This window comes from Nitrospira moscoviensis, assembly GCF_001273775.1.
Classification (GTDB): Bacteria; Nitrospirota; Nitrospiria; order Nitrospirales; family Nitrospiraceae; genus Nitrospira_D; species Nitrospira_D moscoviensis.
Genome location: NZ_CP011801.1, coordinates 16890 through 39570, shown reverse-complemented (window position 1 = coordinate 39570; position 22681 = coordinate 16890). Strand labels below are relative to the sequence as shown.

Annotated in this window: 17 protein-coding genes and 1 other RNA gene; 2 read left to right on the top strand and 16 right to left on the bottom strand. The window is 64.9% G+C overall.

The window, feature by feature from the left end; translation table 11 throughout:
• Window positions 1-10 precede the first annotated feature (10 nt).
• Together NITMOv2_RS00165 and NITMOv2_RS00160 are read left to right on the top strand one after the other, a co-directional pair.
• Complete coding sequence (locus NITMOv2_RS00165) at window positions 11-1360, top strand: APC family permease (protein ID WP_053377977.1); 1350 nt, start codon at window positions 11-13, stop codon at window positions 1358-1360.
• A 704-nt stretch (window positions 1361-2064) separates the two neighbouring features.
• Window positions 2065-2550 (top strand): macro domain-containing protein, encoded by a 486-nt coding sequence (locus NITMOv2_RS00160; protein ID WP_053377976.1) that lies wholly within the window; start codon window positions 2065-2067, stop codon window positions 2548-2550.
• 25 nt (window positions 2551-2575) lie between these two features.
• Here NITMOv2_RS00160 and NITMOv2_RS00155 read toward each other — a convergent pair whose 3' ends face one another.
• From NITMOv2_RS00155 to NITMOv2_RS00085, 16 genes are all read right to left on the bottom strand, one after another.
• The gene (locus tag NITMOv2_RS00155; RefSeq protein ID WP_053381927.1) at window positions 2576-2869 is read right to left on the bottom strand and encodes a cupin domain-containing protein; all 294 of its coding nucleotides are present in this window, start codon (window positions 2867-2869) and stop codon (window positions 2576-2578) included.
• 191 nt (window positions 2870-3060) lie between these two features.
• Window positions 3061-3408, bottom strand: a transfer-messenger RNA (tmRNA) gene (gene ssrA / locus NITMOv2_RS22315).
• A gap of 103 nt (window positions 3409-3511) precedes the next feature.
• A complete protein-coding gene (locus tag NITMOv2_RS00150; protein WP_053377975.1) occupies window positions 3512-5146 on the bottom strand; it encodes an MFS transporter in 1635 nt (544 codons plus the stop codon).
• Window positions 5147-5226: 80 nt separating this feature from the next.
• Window positions 5227-6105: an MBL fold metallo-hydrolase gene (locus tag NITMOv2_RS00145; RefSeq protein WP_053377974.1), complete on the bottom strand. Its 879-nt coding sequence runs from the start codon at window positions 6103-6105 to the stop codon at window positions 5227-5229.
• An 8-nt stretch (window positions 6106-6113) separates the two neighbouring features.
• On the bottom strand, window positions 6114-6767 hold the full coding sequence (locus NITMOv2_RS00140) for a DNA-3-methyladenine glycosylase family protein (RefSeq protein ID WP_053377973.1): 654 nt from the start codon (window positions 6765-6767) through the stop codon (window positions 6114-6116).
• A gap of 10 nt (window positions 6768-6777) precedes the next feature.
• Window positions 6778-7371 (bottom strand): nitroreductase family protein, encoded by a 594-nt coding sequence (locus NITMOv2_RS00135; RefSeq protein ID WP_053377972.1) that lies wholly within the window; start codon window positions 7369-7371, stop codon window positions 6778-6780.
• A 6-nt stretch (window positions 7372-7377) separates the two neighbouring features.
• The gene (locus NITMOv2_RS00130) at window positions 7378-8814 is read right to left on the bottom strand and encodes an efflux transporter outer membrane subunit (protein WP_053377971.1); all 1437 of its coding nucleotides are present in this window, start codon (window positions 8812-8814) and stop codon (window positions 7378-7380) included.
• Window positions 8811-12065: a multidrug efflux RND transporter permease subunit gene (locus NITMOv2_RS00125; protein ID WP_053377970.1), complete on the bottom strand. Its 3255-nt coding sequence runs from the start codon at window positions 12063-12065 to the stop codon at window positions 8811-8813. The genes NITMOv2_RS00130 and NITMOv2_RS00125 overlap by 4 nt, the downstream gene beginning before the upstream one ends.
• A complete protein-coding gene (locus NITMOv2_RS00120) occupies window positions 12062-13309 on the bottom strand; it encodes an efflux RND transporter periplasmic adaptor subunit (RefSeq protein WP_053377969.1) in 1248 nt (415 codons plus the stop codon). Before NITMOv2_RS00120 ends, NITMOv2_RS00125 begins: the two co-directional genes overlap by 4 nt.
• Window positions 13310-13368: 59 nt before the next feature.
• Window positions 13369-13644 carry a hypothetical protein gene (locus NITMOv2_RS00115; protein ID WP_053377968.1) on the bottom strand — a complete coding sequence of 92 codons (276 nt, stop codon included), beginning with the start codon at window positions 13642-13644 and terminating at the stop codon, window positions 13369-13371.
• Between the two features lie 28 nt (window positions 13645-13672).
• Window positions 13673-16768, bottom strand: coding sequence for an efflux RND transporter permease subunit (locus NITMOv2_RS00110; protein WP_053377967.1), 3096 nt, complete (start codon window positions 16766-16768; stop codon window positions 13673-13675).
• Between the two features lie 19 nt (window positions 16769-16787).
• The gene (locus tag NITMOv2_RS00105) at window positions 16788-17915 is read right to left on the bottom strand and encodes an efflux RND transporter periplasmic adaptor subunit (protein ID WP_053377966.1); all 1128 of its coding nucleotides are present in this window, start codon (window positions 17913-17915) and stop codon (window positions 16788-16790) included.
• A gap of 274 nt (window positions 17916-18189) precedes the next feature.
• Window positions 18190-19845, bottom strand: coding sequence for a tetratricopeptide repeat protein (locus tag NITMOv2_RS00100; RefSeq protein ID WP_053377965.1), 1656 nt, complete (start codon window positions 19843-19845; stop codon window positions 18190-18192).
• Window positions 19846-19862: 17 nt separating this feature from the next.
• Window positions 19863-20813: a rhodanese-like domain-containing protein gene (locus NITMOv2_RS00095; protein ID WP_053377964.1), complete on the bottom strand. Its 951-nt coding sequence runs from the start codon at window positions 20811-20813 to the stop codon at window positions 19863-19865.
• The gene (locus NITMOv2_RS00090; protein WP_053377963.1) at window positions 20813-21544 is read right to left on the bottom strand and encodes a glucose 1-dehydrogenase; all 732 of its coding nucleotides are present in this window, start codon (window positions 21542-21544) and stop codon (window positions 20813-20815) included. Before NITMOv2_RS00090 ends, NITMOv2_RS00095 begins: the two co-directional genes overlap by 1 nt.
• 38 nt (window positions 21545-21582) lie before the next feature.
• Window positions 21583-22674: an alkene reductase gene (locus NITMOv2_RS00085; protein ID WP_053377962.1), complete on the bottom strand. Its 1092-nt coding sequence runs from the start codon at window positions 22672-22674 to the stop codon at window positions 21583-21585.
• Window positions 22675-22681 lie beyond the last annotated feature (7 nt).

Genomic DNA, 22681 nt, shown 5'->3' with positions numbered 1-22681 from the left:
GCCGCCCAGTATGCCCACGTCACCACGGATCGGCTGGTTCACGGCTGCCTGCGTGCTGGTCAGCAACATTATCGGCGGCGGCATTTTTGCTACGACGGGATTGCTGGCCCGCGACGTGGGCGACCCCCTCGTGATTCTCCTCCTGTGGCTCATCGGCGCTCTCTTTGCCATGGGCGGCGCGATGATCTATGGCGAGCTCGGCTCCATCCTTCCGCACGCCGGCGGGGACTATGTCTATCTACGCCAAGCATACGGGCCGCTGGTGGCCTTCCTCAGCGGATGGACCTCCTTCACGATCGGCTTCGGCGCGGCCGTCGCGGCATCGACGATCAGTTTTTCCGCCTATGCCTTACGGATGGTCGCGATGGAGGACCCTGGCGGCTGGATCGCGAAGGGCCTGTCACTCGTGCTGTTGTGGAGCATCACGTGGGCACACTCTCGAGGACTCGCCGCCGGCGGGCGCCTGCAGCGCCTGCTCACTACGACCAAGGTGCTCGCCATCGGCGGATTGATCCTCATGGGGTTGTGGGCTGGCGCAGGGCAGTGGGACCACGTGGTGACCGGAGGATCTCCGACCGGAAGGCCGACGCTGGGCTCTGCGGCCATCGCCCTGGTCATCGTGGTCTACTGCTACCTTGGTTGGAATGTCGCCAGTTACATCGCCAACGAGGTCGAGCACCCGCAACGGACGCTCCCCCGGATCATGATCGGTGGAACCCTGTTCGTCGGCGTCATCTATGTCCTCCTCAATATCGTCTACTTCCTGGCGCTCTCGATCCCGGAGCTCGCCCGGGAACCGGTCATTCCGGTAGCGGAAAAAGCGGCCGCCGCCCTCTGGGGGCCGGCCGGCGGCCGACTCGTCGCGGCCCTCCTCTGCCTCTCCATCGCCGGCGCGGTCAGCGCCATGGTCTGGGCCGGACCGCGCATCTACTGGGCCATGGCGAAAGACGGCGCCATCAGCCCATGGCTGGCCCAGCTCAGCCCGCAGACCGGTGTCCCGGTTCGCGCTATTCTGTTTCAAAGTTGTTGGGCCTCGATGTTGGTTCTGAGCGGCACATTCGAAGAATTGTTGGTGTACAGCGGGCTCGTCCTGGCGCTGTTCATGGCGCTCAGCTTATCCACGATCTTTCGCCTGCGACCCGCTCATTCGGGCGGCAACGACACCTATCGAGCGCCGTTCTATCCCGTGCTGCCTGCTGTGCTGGTCGCAGGAGCGTTCTCCTTAGTAGCCTACAGCCTCCTCCAACGGCCGGCCGAATCGCTGTGGGGAGCCGCCACCGTTCTGAGCGGAATCCCGCTGTATCTGTTCTGGAAAAGGTCAAGACCGTTGGAGAAGTCAGAACAGGAACCGACTATCTAAACTGCTGCCTGAAGCGGATGCTCAAAAGCCGGGCCAGCAAGGCCGCAAGGAGCGGGACGACTGAGACGTACCCTCGCGGTACGTCGCAGGGAGGCCCGCGACTGAGAACGAAGCGGGACGGCTTTTTCAGCATCCGCATAAAAGCACGGGCGACCTTGCACTGCCGGTGGGAGGTCGCCCGTGATTGGCGCTTAGGACGCCGAGAGATATTTTTATATTGTCGCGGCCCGCAAGACCCGCGCAATCTAAGGGGAGACTGAGCGTCCAATCGGGGGAGAACGTCGTCTATCCCAGGGGCTTGGGTTCCTCGTGCTAGCTCGCGGCGCTCGTGCCGTTGGCTGATATCCGGTTGGTCTGAGATGCCGAGAGGCACAGCCGGCTGAAGACCCGGCTAGCACGACCGATGAGACGCCCGCCCTCGGATCGGCGGGCCGGACGGACCAGGTGGAGTCGTGTCGTTCATCGCCACCCTCCTCTCTTGGTAAGTCACCGAGAGACCTGGATAGCAGCCGCGCGGCCTGCCCGATCTCCCGTCCTCCATAATGGCAGTAGGGCCGCTGGTGTCTGTCTACGCCTATCGGACAAACCTGTCAATGGGGGATTTTTCTGAGCTTTCTTGAAAAATCTACCGCGGCCTTATTGACCTCTTCGGGAATTCGCCTTAGCTATCGGCCGATGCCCATCTTCAACCGAAAGGACTGATCATGATCAAGGAAGTCAGCGGCGACATTCTTCTTTCCAAGGCCGGCGCCATTGCCCACGGCGTGGCGCCTCACGATGATTTCAAACAGGGTTTGGCGCTGGCGCTGCGCGAGCAATGGCCGGCCATGTACAAAGACTTCCGGCACTATTGTCAGACCTACAATCCCAAACCGGGAACGCTCTGGAGCTGGAAAGGTCCGGCCTCGCCCGTCATCATCAATTTGTTCACGCAAGAACCTCCGGACGGCCACGAGAGCCGGCCCGGGAAGGCCACTGTGCCGAACATCAATCATGTCTTGCAGGCGTTGAAGAAAGAAGTGCAGAGCCAACAGGTGAAGAGCCTCGCCTTGCCGAGGCTGGCGACAGGAGTGGGCGGACTGACGTGGGAGCAGGTGAAACCGCTCATCGAAAGCACGCTGAAGGATCTTCCCATTCCGGTGTACGTCTATACGACGTATAAGAAGGGCATGGCGGCGGCGGAGGGGTGAGAGGCAGCGAAGCGCGGTCTGTTCGTCAAGCCGGTGCCGATGTCTTGTAGCCATAGAGCCAGCGGGAGGTGGACCGCCCCCTATTCCTCACGCTGTGTCGCACGCCGGCCGGGATGGCGATCTCTTCGCCGACGGCTGGGCGTAGGATTCGCCGGTCGATCTCAAACTCCACGTCACCTTCCAAGACCATCACGAGCTCATCGACTCCATGCGTATAGTCTTCCCAGGTCTGGCCGGGAGGATCGGTCCAGATATCGCAGCTGAAGCCGCGAGAACGCCAGTGGGAGCGGATGGAGTCGATGTCGACTGAGTGAGGCATCTGAAAGATGGGCATAGACCAAACGCGAAACACCTGGAGGGGTTTTATCCGGCGCCATCAACTACGGTGCTCCGATAATGAGGCGCCGGTACGCGCAAGCTTACCTGGATGGGCACACTGGATGCGGTTATCCGCTGGCCTCACTTACGATAATCCCCAAAAGAGGCCAGCGGCACGCACGAAGTGCGGTTTGGTGGAGGCGAGGGGAGTTGAACCCCTGTCCGAAGATCGTCAACGCACCGGATCTACATGTGTAGCCGATAGTTTTAGCTTCGCAGCCATCCACACCCATCGGCTGGCTTAGAATGGCCGCTAGCCCAGAAAGTTCTCGTCCGCCGCCGCTGAGCACCGGCCTTGGACCAGCCCGCTGCATCGCGCCCTTCCACCCCCGCGGGCCTCAGATGGAAGAACGTCGCAGTTATTTAAGCTGCGAGTGCCAGTTCTTGGTTGGCAGTTGCATTGTCCCGGAGTTTTACGAGTCCCCGAGAGCTCGACATGCACCGATGGTCTCAGTATCCCCGTCGAGACCGGTCGCCCCCTTTTATTCAGGTTGTTGAAAACGTCAGCCGGCGGCGTTTCGATTCAGCATCACCTTAGATGCTCATGATACCGCACAGGTCAAGGGGATGCCAGCGGATAGCATCACGCACTTTTGAACCGCGTGACTTTGGCGAACAGGATCGCGGCGAAGGGGAGGGCGAGGCCGAGAAGGACTTGGGTGATGAGGAGTAGGCCGAGCTGGCTGTAGTCGGGCGGGATTTGAATCGTGCCGGTGGCCGGGTCCCGAACTTCACGTGTGACCACGAAGACTTCATTGAGATACTTGGTTCCGAGCTGGCTCAGCGACAAGGCAAGGTTGGTAAACGATGCCATCACGGCAAAGAAGGTGGCTTTCAAATGCGCCGGGGCCGAATTCGCGATCCAGACCAGCATGGGGATCATGGAGATCTGGCCCAGCGGAGACTCCAGCGCCGTATCGACGATCGCAATGAACCGCGCGTCGACCACGCCGCCGGTCACTTTCGCCGTCCATTCGTGCAAGCCGTAGAACATACTCACGATCGGCAGACTTAAGATCGTACCGATGATGGTCAGAAACCCGACCACGTAGGCGATGGACCGCTCAGCCATGAACCGCCGAAACACGAACATGCCGACGAGCGTGAGCGTGCTCCCGATCAAGGAGAGCATGGAAAGAAACTGCTGATCGAACTTCAGCTCGTCGATCATCCACCAGGTGGTGCCGGGGCCGGTCGAGGGAATCGCGCGGAAGAGGAACACGACGACGGCCGTGCCGACCAGCGTGAAGCGCTTATCCGGCTCCAGCTCCTTGACGAGCCGGGCCATGAGAAACAGCACGATCGCCATGGAGCCGGCGAACACGATTTCCTCGCTATGGGCCAGCCCGCCGAAGCCGACGGATAAGGTGAACAACACGAAACCCAGGCTCCCGCCCAGAATCCACCAGTTGGGCTTCGTCGGCTCACTCTCGGCATCCCGCACAGTGATCATCTGCCGCGCCTGCTCGCGCGTGAAACCCTGGCGGATCAGTTGCCGTTTATGCCGCTGCTGGAGCACCCAGGCAACGCCGATGCCGAGGACGGAGACGAACGGGATCACCAGCGCCAGGAGATAGACCTGCCGGTAGAGCTTGACGATCTCGTGTTGCGGCAGGCCTTCCACGCCCGTAAAGACATAGACGTTCACCAGCGCCACCAGAATGCCGCCCCCCACGATCGCGACCCGGCCGAGCGTCTGCATCGTCGTATGCATGATCTTGCGGGTGAGCTCGTCGAACGGCCGGCCCTGCTCGTCCACGCGCGGCACGGCTTCGACCGTCATCGCGTCCGCCACGGCGTCCTGAATGACGTAGCCGACCGGCGCGAGCAACGTACTCAGCACGAACCAGACTTCGGCCGACAGCACCGCCGTCATGGCGTCGCGGTTGCCGATCAAGGCCGCCATGATGCCGAGGCTCACCGCGAGCAATGCCGCGCCTGCGACCAACAACCAACTTTTCCAGCGCCACAAGAGGTCCACCGTATGGCCGATCGGCATCTTGAGCGCCCATGGAATGCCGGCCCAAAAGCCCAGTGCAGCCAGAAAGGAGGCGGACAAGCCCAGATACTCTTTGACAAAGAAGGTGCCCACGATACCAGTCAGCCCGGAGATGCCGTAGGCCATGTACACCATCAGCGGCGGCAAGTACGAGAGCCGCATGTCGCGGCCGAGGGAGAGGATATTGTGATCGATCCAGTGGTAGATGCGGCGCAGCATTCGTCACGTCACCGTGCCGCTGAACGAGCGGTCTGGCCGGCGACCTGCCGCGCGTTGCGCGGCACACCGTTGCGGCTGGCTCAAAATGCGGTGACCGCCTTTCGACGATCGACCAGGGCTCGGAGCTGCCGCCGCATCTCATCCTGCGGCAGCCGCACACGATCGCCGTGGCCGGCTAACACCCATTCGAACCGATGGTGAAGCAAGCGCTCGATGGAGTGAAGGAGGGCCTCATGGTTCCACACGAGCTGACGGGGCGAGCCCAATGTCCGGGTTGCCGGTTCCCACCAGAGATGATCGCCGGTGAAGAGGACCCGATCGTTGTAGAGCAGCGCATGGCTCCCCGGCGTATGGCCCGGCACCGGGATGGCTTGAAACTGCGGCGCGAGACGGATGGCGTCCGCCCCGTCCAGGATCCACTCGGCATCGGGGACGGCCTCGGCATCGGCCCGGTGGATGATGCGCCGCGCCCCGAACTGTTTGGCGTACTGATCGGCATCGGCCACGTCGTCTTCATGAGTGAGAAAGATGAACGCGAGCCCGCCCATCCGCTGGAAGGCGTCTACGAGGTGTTTGATATAGCGCGGGGAGTCGATCAGCCAATTGCCGTCCGGATGCCGCACAAAGAAACTGTTGGCGCCGAACGACTGGGGCGAGTTGAATCCGCAGTAGTACACGGCGTCGTCCAGATGCAGGGGAAAGCCGGCCTTGGCGGCCTGGAGCTGGGCCGGATTGCTATGCTCGGTGCCGATGGACCCGACCGGGCAGGCGAGCAAAGCTCGGTAGGCCTGCAACTCGCGTCGCTCATTGTCAGGCTGGCGGACGACCGCCGAATAGTCGCCCGCTTCTTCAAACGTCTCCGGCGCGAGCTGCCGGCAGGTGTCGCAGTTGATGCAGGTGGCATCGACAAAAAAGTTGCCGGCCACGTTTGCCGCCAGCCGCTTCGCCTGGTTCGCCATGGTGCCCTCTACAGGGTAATGATCTTGGCTTTTCCGCTGCCCCGGTCCGCCGCGCGCCACAGATACCACGCGGCCGCGGTGCGATACGGTTTCCACCGTTCGCCATATCGTAACACGTCTTTCGGCGTCGGCATCGAGGGGAGCCCGTAGGCGATCCGGAATCCGTTCCGCAGGCCGAAGTCGTCCACCGGCAGCACATCCGGGCGGCCCAGCTGGAAGATGAGCAGCATTTCCGCCGTCCACCGCCCGATCCCGCGCACCACGATGAGCCGCTCGATGATCGCTTCGTCGTCCAGCGCTCGGACCATGCGGCCCGTCGGCACCGTGCCGTCGAGCACTTTCTCGGCCAGGTCCCGCAGCGCCGCGACTTTGGCGCGCGAGAACCCGGCCCGCCGAATCGCCTCCGGATCGGCCGCCAGGATCTGTTCGGGCCGTGGAAACCGTCGTCCCGGAAAGAGCGAGCAGAACCGCTTCAGAATGCTCTCGGCCGCCTGATCGTGGAGTTGCTGGTAGGCGATCGCCCGCGCGAGCGATTCGAAGGGCGACCGGCGCGCCCGCGCTTTCAGCAGGAACGGACCCACGTCCCGGATCAGCCGGCGCATGACGGGATCGGCGCGGCACAGATGGCGGAGGGGATCGGTGCGGCGCGCCGGCGGGCTCATGGCGGACCGCTCACCACGTCGCGGCACGGCCCCATTGCTCGCCGAACACGAACTCGGCAATCGGACTTCGTTCGCGCGGCTTCATTTCACGCTGGCGCAGGCGCTCGTCCAGGTCGGCCGGATCGCCGGGATAGCCGATCGCAATCATGGCGACCGGATCGAACTCGGCAGGGATGCCGAACTCCGCCCGGACCTTGTCGACATGATAGCCGGCCATTTGATGGGACGCGAGGCCGAGCGCGGTGGCCTGCAACACGAGATTTTCCGCCGCCAGCCCGACATCGTGATAGGCGTGGCGATTGGGCGCTCCGTCGTCAAAGGTCAGCTTGGCGACGGAGAGCAGCAACACCGGCGCGCGGTGCGCCCACTTCTGGTTGCCGGCCATCAAGCAGGCGAACAGCCGGTCGTACGCGCCCGGCGCGCCTTGTCTTCCCACGATGAACCGCCAGGGCTGCTCATTGTTGGAAGACGGCGCCCACCGGGCCGCCTCAAACAGGCTGGCGAGCTTGTCCGATTCGACCGGCCGCGTGTCGAACGCGCGGGGACTCCACCGGCGGCTCAGGAGCTCGTGGATTGGATGCTGCGTCGGCGCCGGCTTCTCCATGCTGGGTCATCCTTTCTCGACGTCTTGGACGCGGTCCATTTCGGGCGACCACCCTCCGCCGAGCGCTTTGTAGAGTTGGACGACCGACACGAGATGCAGCCGACGCGTGCCGGTCAGCGCCAACTCGGCTTCGAAGAGATTGCGCCGGGCCACCAGCACGTCGAGATAATTGGCCAGCCCGCCTTTATAGCGCAGCTCGGCTAAACGCAAGGCCGATTGGAGCGCCGTCACCTGCTGCTGCTGGGCCTCGCTCTGCGTGCGGGCCGTCCGGACGGCGATCAGCGCGTCTTCCACTTCACGGAAGGCCGTCAAGACCGTCTGTTCGTATTGCGCAGCCGCCTGTTTGGCCTGCGCCTCAATCGCTTCCTGCTGAAAGCCGAGGACCGAGCTGTTGACCAGCGGGCCGATCAATCCGACTCCCGACACGGCGAACGAGGAGGGATCGGTGAACAGTTGCGACAGTTGCGGATGGGCGACCCCGAGCAGTCCCGTCAGCGAGATCTTGGGAAACCGGTCCGCCTTGGCGGCGCCGATCCGCGCCACGGCGGCATGCAGCGTTTGCTCGGCTTGGAGCAGATCGGGACGCCGCTGCAACAGCTCCGACGGGAGGCCGGCCGGCACGTCCGGCGGCATGACTTGCTCGGTGAGCGGCTTCCCCCGTGTGATGGCGAAAGGCCTGCGTCCCACCAACACGCTCAGTTGATTCTCCGCCTGCACCCTCTGCCGCTCCAATTCGGCGGCCCGCGCCGCCGCGTTGGCCCGCTCGGCTTCGAACTGATCCGTGTCGAGCCGCGACGTCATCCCCTGCTTGAGGCGCGCCTGTGCGATGCGGACCGATTCTTCCCAGGACTGCAGCGTCCGTTTGGCGATGTCCAGCTGCGCGTCGAACTGGAGGAGGTTGAAATAGGCTTCCGCCACGCCGCTGACCAATTGCAGCACGACGGCCCGGCGGTTCTCCTCGCGGGAAAACAGGTCCGCGCGCGCCGCTTCGTTCGTCCGCCGGATACGTCCCCACACGTCGAGCTCCCAAGAGAGGTTGCCCTGGAGATAATAGTTGAAGGGGCTGGCGAACCCGGGAAAGAGAAAGATGGTTTTGCGGCCGAACGTCGGCGCGCTGCCCGAGACGAGCACGTTGGGCGCCCATTCGGTCTTGGCGATGAGGGCGCGCGCCTGGAATTCCTCCACCGCCGCCACGGCTCGTTGCAGATCCCGGTTTTCCGCCAGCGACGTGCGGATCAGCTGCTGCAACTGCTCGTCGCGCAGCAGCTCCCACCACGGCAGGTTGGCCAGGGAAGGAGCCTCCGGCGGTCCCTCCGCCATGCGAAACCGATCGCCGGTCTCCTGATCGGGACGCAGATAGTTCGGTCCCATGGCGCAGGCAACCAGCACCACGCTCAACGCCAACACAGACAGGCCCCTTGTGATCCGTCGAAACGCCATCATCGCTCTCCATCCGCCGGAGTCCCGGCATACTCCGGATGCACCCGCTCGGCCGGCATCCGCGTCGACTGGGCCTCTGTGCTGGCCGAGGCCCATCCTTCGCTCACCCTTCGCACCGTCACGAAGAAGAGCGGCACAAAAAAGATCGCGAGAAACGTGGCAGCCAGCATGCCGCCCAGCACGCCGGTGCCGATGGACTGCCGGCTGGCCGCTCCCGCTCCGCTGGCGATCGCCAGCGGCAGCACGCCGCCGATGAAGGCCATCGACGTCATGATGATCGCCCGGAACCGGAGCCGGGCCGCTTCCGACGCCGCCCGCACCAGCGGCATGCCGGCCGCCCTCCGGTGATTGGCGAATTCCACGATCAGGATGGCGTTTTTGGCCGCCAGCCCGATCAGCGTCACCAAGCCGATCTGGAAATAAATGTCGTTCGTCATGCCGCGGAGCCACACGGCGGACATGGCGCCGAAGACGCCGAAGGGCACGGCGAGGATGACCGCCAACGGCACCGTCCAACTTTCGAACTGCGCCGCCAGCACCAGAAAAACCATCAGCAGGCCGAACCCGAAGGCCAGCCCCGATTGTCCGCCGACCTTCGCTTCCTGATAGGAGATGCCGCTCCACTCCATGGCGTAGCCTTGGGGCGCGAGCACCTCCTGGGCCGTGCGCTCCAGCGCCTCAAGGGCCTGGCCCGAGCTGTAGCCGGGAGCCGCCGCCCCCAGTACCCAGGCGGTGTTGAAACCGTTGAAATGCGTCACCGGGTCGGGACCGCTCGTGAACTCGACATCGACCACCGTGTCGAGCGGGATCATCATGCCCCCCAGGCCGGTTCCTCCGAGGGCCGGCATCCCGCTCCGGCCGAAGAGCCCCGAAACGGCAGGACTCACCGACCGCACGTAGACCTTGCCGATGTCGGCCGGACTCGACCGGAACTCGGCCTCGGCCTCGGTCTGCACCCGATAGACCCGGCCGAATTTCAGAAAGTCGTTGATGTACAAGTTGCCGAAGTAGGCCTGCATCGTGTCGAAGATCTCGGAAATCGGCACGCCCAGGGCCTTGGCCCGCTCCCGGTTCACGCGCGCGAACAGCCGCGGCGCCGTCACCCGAAAATTCGAGCCGATCCCGCCGATTGCGGGATTCTCCTTCGCTTTCGCGATGAATTCCTGCGTGACCGCGGCGAACTTCCGGAAGTCGCCTCCGCTGGGATCCTGCACTTGCAAGGAGAACCCCCCCGTCGCGCCGATCCCGCGGATGGGCGGGGCGTTGAACGCGAGAATCAACGCCTCCGGGATCTTGGCGAACTCGCCATACGCCGCGCCGACCAAGGCCTGGACGTGTTCCCACGGCCGGCGCTCGTCCCAGTGACGCAGGGGGATGAACATGGTGGCGCTGTTGGGTCCCCGCGTGTTGAAGACGAAGTTCATCCCGGACATCGCGTCCGTCGAATGCACGGCGGGGATCGAGAGAAAATACTGCTCGACCTTGCTCAGCACGGCGTCGGTCCGTTGCTTGGAGGCGCCGTCCGGGAGCTGCACGACGGTGATGAAATAGCCCTGATCCTCTTCAGGCAGGAAACTGGGGGGAATCAACCGGAACAGCACGAGGGCCGCCGTCACGATGACCGCGAAGACGCCGAGCGACAGCGCCCAGCGCCGGATCACGAGCTCGACCGTCCGTGTGTAACGATGCCGCGTCCAATCAAAAAACCGGTTGAACAGCGCGAAGAATCCCCGCCGGTGCCGCTCGCCGCCCGGCTTCAGCACCAGCGCCGACAGCGCGGGACTGAGCGTCAGGGCCACCACGCCGGAAATCGTGACGGCCATGGCGATCGTGATCGCGAACTGCTTGTAGAGCTCGCCGGTGATCCCGCCCAGAAACGCCACCGGCACGAAGACGGCGCCGAGGACCAGGACGATGGCGATCACCGGTCTGGTGACTTCCGCCATGGCCCGCCGGGCGGCTTCCTTAGGGGACACTAATTCCTCCCGCATGTGGCGCTCGACGTTCTCGACCACCACGATCGCGTCGTCCACCACGATCCCGATGGCCAGCACCATGCCGAAGAGCGTGAGGGTATTGATGGAAAAGCCGAGCGCCTCCATCCCGGCAAAGGTCCCGATGAGCGACACGGGCACCGCCACGGCGGGGATCAAGGTCGCGCGCCAACTCTGCAGGAACAAATAGACGACCAGGATGACGAGGATCATCGCCTCGGCCAGCGTCTTGAGCACTTCCTTGATCGAGACCTCGATGAACTTGGTCGTATCGTACGGTACGTCGAACATCATGCCGGGCGGAAACGCCTTCGCCAGCTCCTGCATCTCCGTGCGCACGCGCTTCACCGTGTCGAGCGCGTTGGCGCCGGGGGCGAGGAACGTGATCAGGAAGACATTGGGCTTGCCGTTCCACCGCCCTTCCATGACGTACGATTGGGCGCCCAGTTCGACCCGCGCCACATCCTTGAGGCGGATCATGGACCCGTCCGGCAGGGCGCGGACGATGAGCTGTTCGAAGTCCCTCACCTCCGTCAACCGCCCCTGCGCCATGATGGGAATCGTGAGCTCCGTCCCCTTCGGCGCGGGCTCGCGCCCCACTTGGCCGGCCGGGAAATCACGGTTCTGCTCCCGAACCACGTTGGCGATATCGGTGGGCGTCAAACCCAACTGCGCCATCCGCACCGGGTCCAGGATCAGGCGCATGGAATAGTTTTGCTGGCCGAAGACCATGGCCTGTCCGACGCCCGGAATGCGTTTGAGATTGTCGATCACCCGGAGGAGCGCATAGTTCGAGATGAAGACCGTGTCGTGCGTCGGATCGCTGGAGCTGAGCGCGACGACCGCGAGCAAATCCGGCGAGAACTTCAAGACGCTGATCCCCTGGCGGACCACTTCGGGCGGCAGTTGCGGCTCCGCCAGCTTCACCCGGTTCTGCGTCTGCACCTGCGCGATGTCGACGTTCGTGCCGATCTCGAACGTAAGCCGCACGCTGACGTGCCCGTCGTTCGTGCTGGTGGAATCGTAATACAGGAGATTGTCGATGCCGGGGAGCTGCACTTCGATGGTGCGCGCCACCGAATCGGCGACGACCTCCGCGCTGGCGCCGGGGTAGTCGGCTTCGATCTGAACGACGGGCGGACTGATATCCGGAAACTGCGCGATGGGGAGGGTCGTGAGCGCCGCCAGCCCGATGACGACGATGACGATCGAGAGGACCGACGCGAAGATCGGTCGCTCGATGAAAAATCGCGAGCTCACTTTGCGTCCCTCGAAGCCTCCGGCTTGGCCTCCTCAACGCGATTCGCCGCGCCGGCCGGCGTGCCGTCGCCCGCTTGCCCGTTCCGGACGGCCTCGGCGGCCGGGACCGGTTTGACCGGCGCGCCGGGCACCAGCTTGTGAAACCCACCGACGATCACCCGTTCGCCTGGCTGGACGCCGGACTCGATGATCCATTCCCGGTCCTGCCAGCTGCTGGCCTTGACCGGCCGGATTTCCACCGTGTCGCCTGCACCCGCCACGAATACAATCGGGCCCTGCGGGCCCTGCTGGACCGCCCGCTGCGGCACCAGGATGGCGTTCTCCTTGACGGTGCCTTTGAACCGGACGGTGACAAACTGTCCCGGCAGCAGCACACCATGGGGGTTGGGGACGACGAACCGCGCCTGCCGAGATCCCGTTTCCGTCCGCAGGCCGACGTCGGCGAAATCCAGCACGCCCTCATGGGCGTACGTGCTGCCGTCGGCGAAGATGACCGTGCCTTTGAGCTGCGCCGCGTCCGGATGTTGGAGTCCCGTCGCGATCGCATCCTCTCGCCGCTTGAGCAGGAAGCTCTCCGGGACGCTCACCACCACATACATGGGATCGATACGATAAATCATGGTGAGCAAATCCGTTTGCGCGGAGACCAGCCGTCCCTCATAGTACCGGCTGCGCTCGATCAATCCGTCGATCGGGGCCAGGATCAGGGTGTTGTCGAGGTCGAACTTCGCTTTGACCAAGTCCGCCTTGGCCCCCTGCAGGGCCGCCTTCGCCGCCAGGTCTTCCGCGATGGCATCATCCACATCTTTTTGGCTGACGGCCTGTTCCGCCAACAACGGCTTCACCCGCGCCAGGTTCTGTTTCGCCTGGACCAGGCGCGCCTCCGCCTCGGCGATGCGGGCCTTGGCGCTTTGATACGCCGCCTGAAACGGCACGGGATCGATTTGGTACAACTTGTCGCCCTTTTTTACCTCGCGGCCTTCGGCGAACAGCACCTCCTTGAGAATGCCCGTGACTTGCGAGCGGATCTCGACCGGCCGGGACGCTTCCGCTTGTCCGATAAATTCCGGCTCATCCGGAACGGTCCGGCGCTCCGCCGTCACGACTTCCACCTGAGGCACCGGCGGAGCGGCAGGCGTCGAGCCGGCGTCGGGCTTGCAGCCGCCGATCCAAAGCCCTACCGACCACGCCAGCGCGACGGGCAGAAGGGGCGGAAGGTGTCTAACAAAATGTCGGCGCATCATCGTCGTGTACTCAGTCTGACGAGTCTAACAGCTTCCTCTTAAGGGCAACAATAAGGAACTTACTCGCGGCGGCCTTTCGTAATCTCCTCGACGAGAAATTTCATGCAACAGCCCGCCGCCCGGAACTGCGCGCCTCCGTCTCCCATGTCCGCGAGGAGCACCTTGCCCTCCGTGTCCACATAGGTCACGCCGGTCAGGTCGACGAGCAGCGGCCGTCCGTCGAGTGAGAACGTCCGCCACGCCGCGCGTACTTCCTCGACCCAGGCCCCCGCCAGCCGGCCTTCCAGCACCATGCGGGCCGGCGTGTCTTCGCGATGCAGCGTAATCTTCAGCATGCCCCCCCCAGGAGGCCCGGCGCCTGGTTCATCCCCGGGCCCCGACAAGCGCCAGCGCCGGTTCCGGTTCTTTCACCTTCGCCTCGTCCCGCACCGGAGCCGGCCGGTGCTGCGCGGCAATCAGCGAGTAGAAGACCGGCACGACGAACAGCGTGAACAGCGTGCCGACGCTCATGCCGGTGACCAGGACCATCCCGATACTGTTGCGGGCCGCCGCGCCGGGTCCGGAGACCAACACCAGCGGAAGATGCCCGAAGACCGTCGCGGCCGAGGTCATCAAGACCGGCCGCAGCCGGGTCAGCGAGGCTTCCCGCAGCGCCAGGGACTTCGACAATCCCCGGCGTTGGAGCTGGTTGGCGAACTCCACGATCAGGATCCCGTTCTTCGCGATCAATCCGACGAGCGTGATCAGGCCCACCTGCGAATAGATATTGATGGTGGTGAGATCGAGAAAGCTGAACAACAGCGCGCCGGAGATCGCCAGCGGCACCGAGCCCAGCAAGACGATCAACGGATCGCGAAAACTCTGAAACTGCGCGGCGAGGACCAGGTAGATGAGCAGCACGGCGAACCCCAGCGTGGCGGTGAGGGCGGCGCCCTCGTGCCGGATCTGGCGCGACTCCCCCGCATGATCGAGGACGATGCGCGGCCCCACGGCCGAAGCCGCGGCCGATTCGAGCACCGCGAGCGCCTCCTCTTTGGTGACACCCGGCTTGACGCCGCCGAATACCCGCACGGCGTTGCGCTGCTGGAAACGATTCAACGAGCGCGGCGCCGTACCGGTCTCGATGTGCGTGAACGTCGAGACCGGCACCAGCTGGCCGCCCGGCGTCTTGATCTTCAGATCCAGGAGCGGCCCGACCGTCGCCCGGTCGCGATCGCCGATCTGTGGAATGACTTTGTAGCTGCGATCGAAGTAATTGAAGCGGTTGACGTAGGCGCCGCCCAGCAGCGTCCCCAACTCCCGCCCGACGCCGGCCAGGTCCAATCCGAGATCGGCGAGACGGTCCCGATCCAGCACGACGCGCGCCTCGGGCAGGTCGATCTTGAGATCCGTGTCCACATAGAGAAACTTGCCGCTCCGCCAGCCGGCGCCGAGCACCGCCGCGGTCGTCTCCAGCATCTGCTCCACCGGCACGTCGCTCTGGAGGATCAGCTCGACGTCATATTGCCCGGGGCTGGGCAGCGGCGGATCCAGGCGCGGGAAGACGCGCAGGCCGGGAATCTGCGACACCGCGCCGAACACGTCGCCGTACATCAGCTCGGTCGAGCGCTGGCGCCCGTGCCAGTCCTTCGCGACCAGCCCGCCGAACCCGCCCCACGAGGCGGTCAGCGACCACATGAACCGGGCTTCCGGGAACGCCGTGATGGCCTCAACCACTTTGAGGGAGTCGCGGTTCGTCGCCGCCACCGTCGAGTCGGGCGACGCTTCCATGAAGAGACTGATATGGCTTTGGTCTTCGACCGGCGCCAGCTCCTGGCGCGAGAACTGATAGAGCGGCCAGGCGGCGATCGTGAGGAGCAGCGACGCCGCGACGATCGCCCAGCGCATCTCCAGCGCGCCGTCGAGCAACCGCGCGTACAGCCGGCGGACGAGCTCGAACCCATGATTCACCAGCCGGGTCAGCCGGCTTTCCACTCCTTGCGGGTGCACGAAGCGCGCGCTCATCACCGGCGACAACGTGACCGCGACGACGCCGGACAGCACGACGGCCGAGGCCAGCGTGATCGCGAACTCCATGAACAGAGACCCGGTGAGGCCGCCCTGGAACCCGATCGGCGCGTATACGGTGGCGAGGGTGATGGTCATGGCGACGATGGGCCCGACCAGCTCTCTGGCGCCGACGAGCGCCGCGTGCGCTCTCGACTTGCCGGCACGCAGATGCCGTTCGACGTTCTCGACCACGACGATGGCGTCGTCCACGACCAGGCCCACCGCCAGCACGATCGCGAGGATCGTCAGCAGGTTCAGGCTGAAGCCGAACGCATACATGAAGACGGCCGCGCCGATCAGCGACACCGGCATCGCGACGAGCGGCACCAGCGCCGTGCGTACCGATCCCATGAACAGGAAGACGACCGCAGCCACGATGAGAATCGTCTCGCCGAGCGTCTTGGTGATCTCCTTGAGCGCGCTCTCCATGAACATCGTGCCGTCCCAGACGAGCTGCATGTCGATGTCGGCCGGCAGGGTCGGACGAATGCGGTCCATTTCCTCGCGCAGCCGGTGGGCCACGTCGATCTCGTTCGAGCCGACCAGCGGCCAGACGCCGAGATAGACCCCCTCCGTGCGGTTGTACTTCGCGACCATGTCGGCTTCTTCGGCTCCGTGCTCGACCCGCGCCACGTCTCTCAGACGGACGATGGCGCCGCTGCGATCGGCGACGATCAGCTCTTCGAATTCGGCGGCCGAGCGCAGGTCGGTGTTCGCCAGCAGATTGACCTGCACCAGATTGCCCTTCGTGCGTCCGACCGCCGCCAGGTAATTGTTGCGCCGCAAGGCGGCCTGCACGTCGCCGGGCGACAGGTTGTACGCGGCCAGGCGCTCCGGATCGATCCAGACGCGCATCGCGATCTGGCGGCCGCCCTCGATCGTCACGCGTTGGACGCCCGGCAAGGTGGCGAGCTGCGGCTGCAGCGTGCGGAGCAGCCAGTCCGTGAGCGCCGGCACGCTGCGCTCGGCGGACGTGAAGCTGAGGTAGAACGAGGCGTAGGGGCGATCGGCCCGCTGCACCTCGATCATCGGCGGCTCGGCGTCCGCCGGCAATTCCGATCGGACCTGTTGGAGCCGCGCCGTGACTTCGGCCAGAGCCGCCGTGGCGCTGTGATTCAGCTTCAGGTGCACCGTGACGGTGCTCACGCCCGCGCGGCTGGTGGATTCGAGGTAGTCCACGCCGCTGATCGCCGAGACCACGCGCTCGATCGGCGTCGTGAGAAAGCCGCGGACGGTGTCGGCGCTCGCGCCGTAGTAGACCGTCGTAATGACGACCGAAGAGCTTTCGATTTTCGGGTACTGCTGCACCGGCAACGTCGTGAGCGCGCGCCATCCCACCAGGACGATCACCAGGTTGACGACCACGGCGAGGACCGGATGTTTGATGAAGAGGTCGGTGAACGAACGCATGGCGGTGTTCCTTCCGATGTCAACGTTGACTGACCAGGCGCTCGGTCGCCGGTCGGCTCTCCGGTTCGCCGTCCGCCGCCACGAGAACGCCGTCGCGGAGCTTGAAGGACCCCGACGCCGCCACCCGTTCGCCGGCCGACAGGCCGGCCTGGATCACGACCTCGTCGCCCAGCATCGCGCCGCTCTCCACCTGACGCACCCGCGCGCGGGTTTTCCCGTCCCGATCCGCTTCGATCACGAACACCTGATCGCCGGCCGGCCCCTTGCGCAAGGCGTTCACCGGCACGGACACCGCTTGGCGCGGAGCCCCGACCGGCACCCGGACACGCACGGCGGCTCCCGGGGCGGGCGACTCGGCCGTACGGGCGAGTCGGGCTCGTGCGAACGCGTTCCTGGTGGCCGGATCGACACGCGCATCGAGGGCCACGATCCGGGCGTCCATCGGAGCGGCGTCTCCGCGTGTGAAGATCTCGATCGGATCCCCCTCTCGCAAACCGGCGGCCACATGCTGCGGCACGGCAAAATCGACATGGACCGCCTCGTCGATGCCCTGCAGCGTCGTGAGCTGCGTTCCTTCGTTCAGGTACTGGCCGCGATGCACGTCGGCCAGACCGACGCGGGCGCGGAACGGCGCGCGGATCGTCTTGCGCGCGATGATGGCTTTCGTCCGCGCGATCTGGGCCAGGGCCACATCGAGATCCGCGCGGGCACGATCGACCTCCTCTTGCGCCGCCGCCTGGTCCTCGCTGAGCGCCCGCCGGCGATCGAGGATCGTCTTGGCCAGCGCCGCCTGCGCTTGCTGCGCCCGTAAGTCGGCTTCTTCGACCGACACATCGAGAGCGACGAGCACCGTGCCGGCTTCGACGATCTGCCCCGGCGTAAACCGCACCTGATCGACGGTGCCCGGCAGCTCGTTCCGCAGCGTGATCGAGCGTAGCGCCAGTACTGTCCCGATGGATGTGGCGGTCTCGCGATGTTCCACTTCCTTCGCGACGGCCACGGTCACTGATTCCATCGGCTCTGGTTGGCTCGCCGAGGCGGCGATCGAATCCTGGATGGTCCCGTACTTCCATGCGGCCAGCCCCGCAGCCGATGTCACAAGGGTCAAGAGCAACAGCGATGACCCGATCCAGCCTCCATGTTTCATCGACCTTCCTCCTTCATGCCGGACTCCACAGAGTGGAAAATCAGCAAGCGGCATTCCACATCGTCCACTCTTGGATTGGTCGCTAACCACACGGCTTTTCAACAGATAGCCGGAAAAGTCCTCCTTCTCCGGGCGCTGCTGCCGAAACTGTCTTGCCTTTCCTTCGGCACCTGCCGAAATATCGGCAACTGTGGAGATCTCCTCGCTCCATAGCGAAGACGACCGGTACCAATATGAGTGAAATGAGGCGGGCGACGAGGCGGCCCCGGTGGCGCTATAGCCGGGAGGCGCGTAACTGAATGTCCGCGCGGGCCCAGGCCTTCTGAAAGCGTTGTTGAACGGCCGATGCTTCCTCGCGCTTGTCCTGCGCGAGCAGGCTTTCTTTCAATCCATAGAGCGCCCAGCCGTTTTCAGGATGTTGCTTCAGATCCTGCCGATAGACCTGTTCCGCCTCGGCCGCGCGACCGGCCTGCAGCAGCACCGCGCCGAGGGAGTGGCGAACGGGGTAATGCCAGAGGGGAGGCTCGTAGTAGCGCAGCGCGTCCTCCTTCATGGTGGCGGCGCGCAAATGCCTCACGGCCTCATCCAGATGGCCTTGCCGCGCGGCAATCTCTCCGGCCAGCACGTCGGAAGCGATCTGTGCGAGGTCGCGGATCGAAGCCACCCCGACGGTCCGATCCTTCGGCAGTGTGGTCGCCAGCTCGACGAGCTGTCGCTGCTCCGTTTGCGCGGCATCGAAACGCGCCAGCGCGGCGAATGACACTCCTCTCGCATAGTGCCAGATGGCGGTCGTGTACGGCAGACCGGCGGGGGGCTTTGGCAGCTCCAACACCTCATTCCATCGACCGAACCGGGTGAGGGCAAACAGCAGCGTCGGCGTGAACTCTTCCAGCGGCGGGGCTTCGACGGCCTTCTCCCAGGGAACCAGGACGGCGAGATCGCGCGCCGCTTGGATCGCCTCCTTGCTGCGCCCTTCCATCGTCAACGCGGACCAGAGAAAGTGGACATTGTGCGGATAGTAGCCGGAGGGATAGATGCCGGTCAGCTTGCGATGCTCGAGCAGCTCGTGATCCACGGCCGCCGCATGGACGTTCCGCTCCGCCGCTTCCCGATAGCGGCCCAGCCGCAGATAGATATGGCCGGGCATATGCACGAGATGGCCCGCGCCGGGAACCAGGCTCGGCAAGCGGTCTGCGCAAGGCAGTGCCCGCTCCGGATGCGGAGAGGCCTCCACCGTATGGATATAGTAATGGCAGGCGCCGGGATGATCCGGATTGAGCTTCAGCACTCGCTCCAGCGTCCCTTCGATTTCGGTCGCGCGGCCCTTCGGCGCGCCATCGGGCGTCCAGAAATCCCAGGGCTGCAAGACCATCAGCGATTCGGCGTACAGCGTGCCGGCATCTGCATCGCCCGGAAAGCGCTTCCATACCTGCTCCATCGCTCGGGCATAGGCTGCATCCCGGTCGGCGCGTCCGGTTTCCGGCTCGCCGGAGTAGCGTATGGCGAGCGCCTCGATGTAGGCCCGTTCCGACGGGCTCAGGTTGCTCACGAGAGACTTCGCCCGTTGAATCGCCTGGAACGCGCGGCGCTCCTCCGCCGGACCCATCGCCGCGTTGATGTTCGGACCGAGCGCCAGGGCGATGCCCCACCACGCCATGGCGGCCTTGTCGTCGAACGTCAGCGCCTGCTCGAACGAATTGATCGCCTCTTCATGGTTGAAGGCATACACCAGCCGCAGCCCCTGGTCGAAATACTGCTGGGCTTTTGGATGACCCGCCGTAATGGAATGATGCAGCGATCCCAGATTGTCGTAGAGCGGGACTGGATCTCCCGCGTGGCTCCCGCGTACGTCATCCGCCGAGGCTTTTGCGGAAAGACAAGCGCATGCGGCCGCCATGCAGATCAAGAGAGTCGTGCGTGCGTGTTTCATCGCTCTTCCTCGTCGCGTCATGATGAGACGGTCATGGGAATCAGCACACCCTTGTTCCGATCTTCTCCGGCTTCCTGCCACGCGGTCAAGCCGCCCTGGAGGGCCCACACCGTCTCGAATCCCGACCGGCGCAAGAGGAGGGTCGCGTGCGCGCTGGAGGCATCCTCCGGGCATGCGCAATAGAAGACGATGGGCTTGTCTTTCGGTAGAGTCACCGCCTGCTCGGCCACCTCTTCGACGGTGAGAGCTATCGAACCGGCGATGCCGGGCGCTTCACGACGATCGGCCGCCGAGCGCAGATCCACGAAGAGGATGGCTTCTCCTCCATGCACTCGTCCCAGCGCGTCGGCCGCCGTGATCCGGGGCGCACGCTGTAACTCCGCTCTGCGCCACCAGGCCTTCCCGGTCACGTACAGGACCATGAGCACTGTCAACACGATGCCGACCACGGGCGTCAGTTGTGTGGCCTGGGTGGCAATCTCCGGCGCACCGGCGCCGAAGACATAGCCGATCCCCAATCCGGATCCTATCCAAAGCGCGGTCCCGAGCGCATCATAGGACAGGAAGAGCAGGGGACCGAGGCCTACGACGCCGGCCAACGGCGGCGCAATGGTGCTCAACCCGGGGACGAACTTCGCGATCACGAGCGCGTGCGGCCCATGGGCGCGGAAGATCTCTTCCGTGCGCCGCACGCAGGTATCCGGCTCCAAAGCAATCTTGCAGAGCAGCGCCAGCACCGATCGTCCCCGCCGCTGGCCGGCGACGTACCAGAGCCCGTCGGCCAGGAGGGTCGCGAGAAACGCCGCGCTCACTGCAGCGAGCAGACCGAGGTGCCCGGTCCCGATCAGGACTCCTGCCGCAATCAACAGCGGCAAGGCGGGCAGCGGCAGCCCGAGCTGCTCCGCCAAGACGACCGCGAAGAGCACGAGCGCGCCATGGCGATGGAGAATGTCGGCCAGAATGTCCATCACATCACCACGCCGCCGCCCGCATGAATGGTTTGTCCGGTCAACCACCGGGCCTCCTCGCTCACCACGAACGCCACCACGTCGGCGATGTCGGCCGGAGTGCCGAGGCGTCTCAGTGGCGAGAGCTGCGCGCCGGTTTCGCGATAACCCGGAGCGAGCATGTCGGTATCGGTCAGGCCCGGCGAGACGGTGTTGACCGTGACGCCCTTCGGCGCCAACTCATGCGCCAAGCCCTTGGTGAACTGCTCCAGAGCCCCCTTCGTGCCGAGATAGGCCGTCATGCCGGGAGCCCCCATGTGCGTCCCGTCGCTCGAGATATTGACGATCCGGCCGCCTTCCACGATGACCTTCGCCGCTTCCTGCATCGCGACATAGGGTCCTTTCACATTGACGGCAAAGATCTCGTCGAACTCCTGTTCGGTCGTTTGGACGAGTGGCTTGTAGATAAAGATGGCGGCGTTGTTCACCAGGATGTCGAGACGGCCGAATGCCACGATGGCGTCCTCGATGAGCCGACGCACCTCCTGCGGCCGTGCCATGTCCGCCTGGAACGCCTTCGCCTTGCCGCCCTTCGCTTCGATGCCGGCGACCACCGCCTTGGCCTTGTCCCGGCTCTTGCCGTAGTGCACCGCCACCGCCGCCCCCTCGTGGGCGAGCCGTTCGGCGATCGCGCGGCCGATTCCGGCGGACGAGCCGGTGACAATGGCGACTTTCTCCCTCAGTGGCGTCATGTTCCCTCCCGTTGTTGTGGCGGCTGCGGAGAGGCGGATCAGCGCGCCTGCAGCGCCGGATAGTCGATGTAGCCTTTTTCTCCCGGTGTATAGAAGGTCGCGGGATCGGGCTGTGCCAACGGCTCGCCGCGCTGGAACCGCTGGACCAGATCCGGATTGGAGATGAAGAAGCTGGCGTAGCCGATCAGATCGGCGCCGCCGGAAGCCACGAGGGCGGCGCCGGTTTCCAGGTCGAACCCGCCGGTCGCGATCAGCGGGCCGTCGAAACGCGGCCGCAGCAGCGCGATGGGATCGAAGGCTTGCTCGGGCGGCAACTCTCCCGGCGACCGCTGCACGTGCAGATAGCCGAGCTGCAGCTTGTTCACTTCCGTCACGAGATGGAGATAGGTCCCGACGCGATCCTCGTCCTGCATATCGTTGAAGGTGGTGTCCGGACTGATGCGGATGCCGACACGGCCTGATTCTCGGGCTGCGTCGACCATCGCTTCCAAGGTCTCGAGCACGAAGCGCGCCCGATTGGGAATGCTGCCGCCGTAGCGGTCCGTCCGCCGGTTGCTGTTCGAGGAGAGAAACTGCATCGGCAGATAGCCGTTCGCCGCATGCAACTCCACTCCGTCGAAGCCGGCGGCGAGCGCGAGGCCCGTCGCCTGCCGATACTCGTCGATGACGGACGGAATCTCTTCCGTCGCCAGGGCCCGCGGCATGCTGTGCGGCTGCGGCCCGAAGGCATCCGTGTAGATGTCGCCGGCTGCGCGGATCGCCGAGGGCGCAACCGGGGCGGCATCGATCAACCGATTGGCGCGGTGCGCGATACGGCCCACGTGCATCAGTTGGAGGAATATTCGTCCTCCCCGGTCATGCACAGCTTCCGTGATCGTCCGCCACGCCGCCACCTGCTCGGGCGTGTGGATCCCCGGCGTCCGCGGATAGCCCTGGCCGGCCGGGCTCGGCTGCGTCCCTTCGGTAATGATGAGGCCGGCGCCGGCGCGCTGGGCATAGTAGGTCACCGCCAGTTGCGACGGCAGGCCGGCGCGGCTCGCTCGATTTCTCGTCATCGGCGCCATCACAATGCGATTCTTGAGGTCGAGGAATCCTATCCTCACCGGTTCAAACAGCGTTCTCGTGCTCATGACTTGC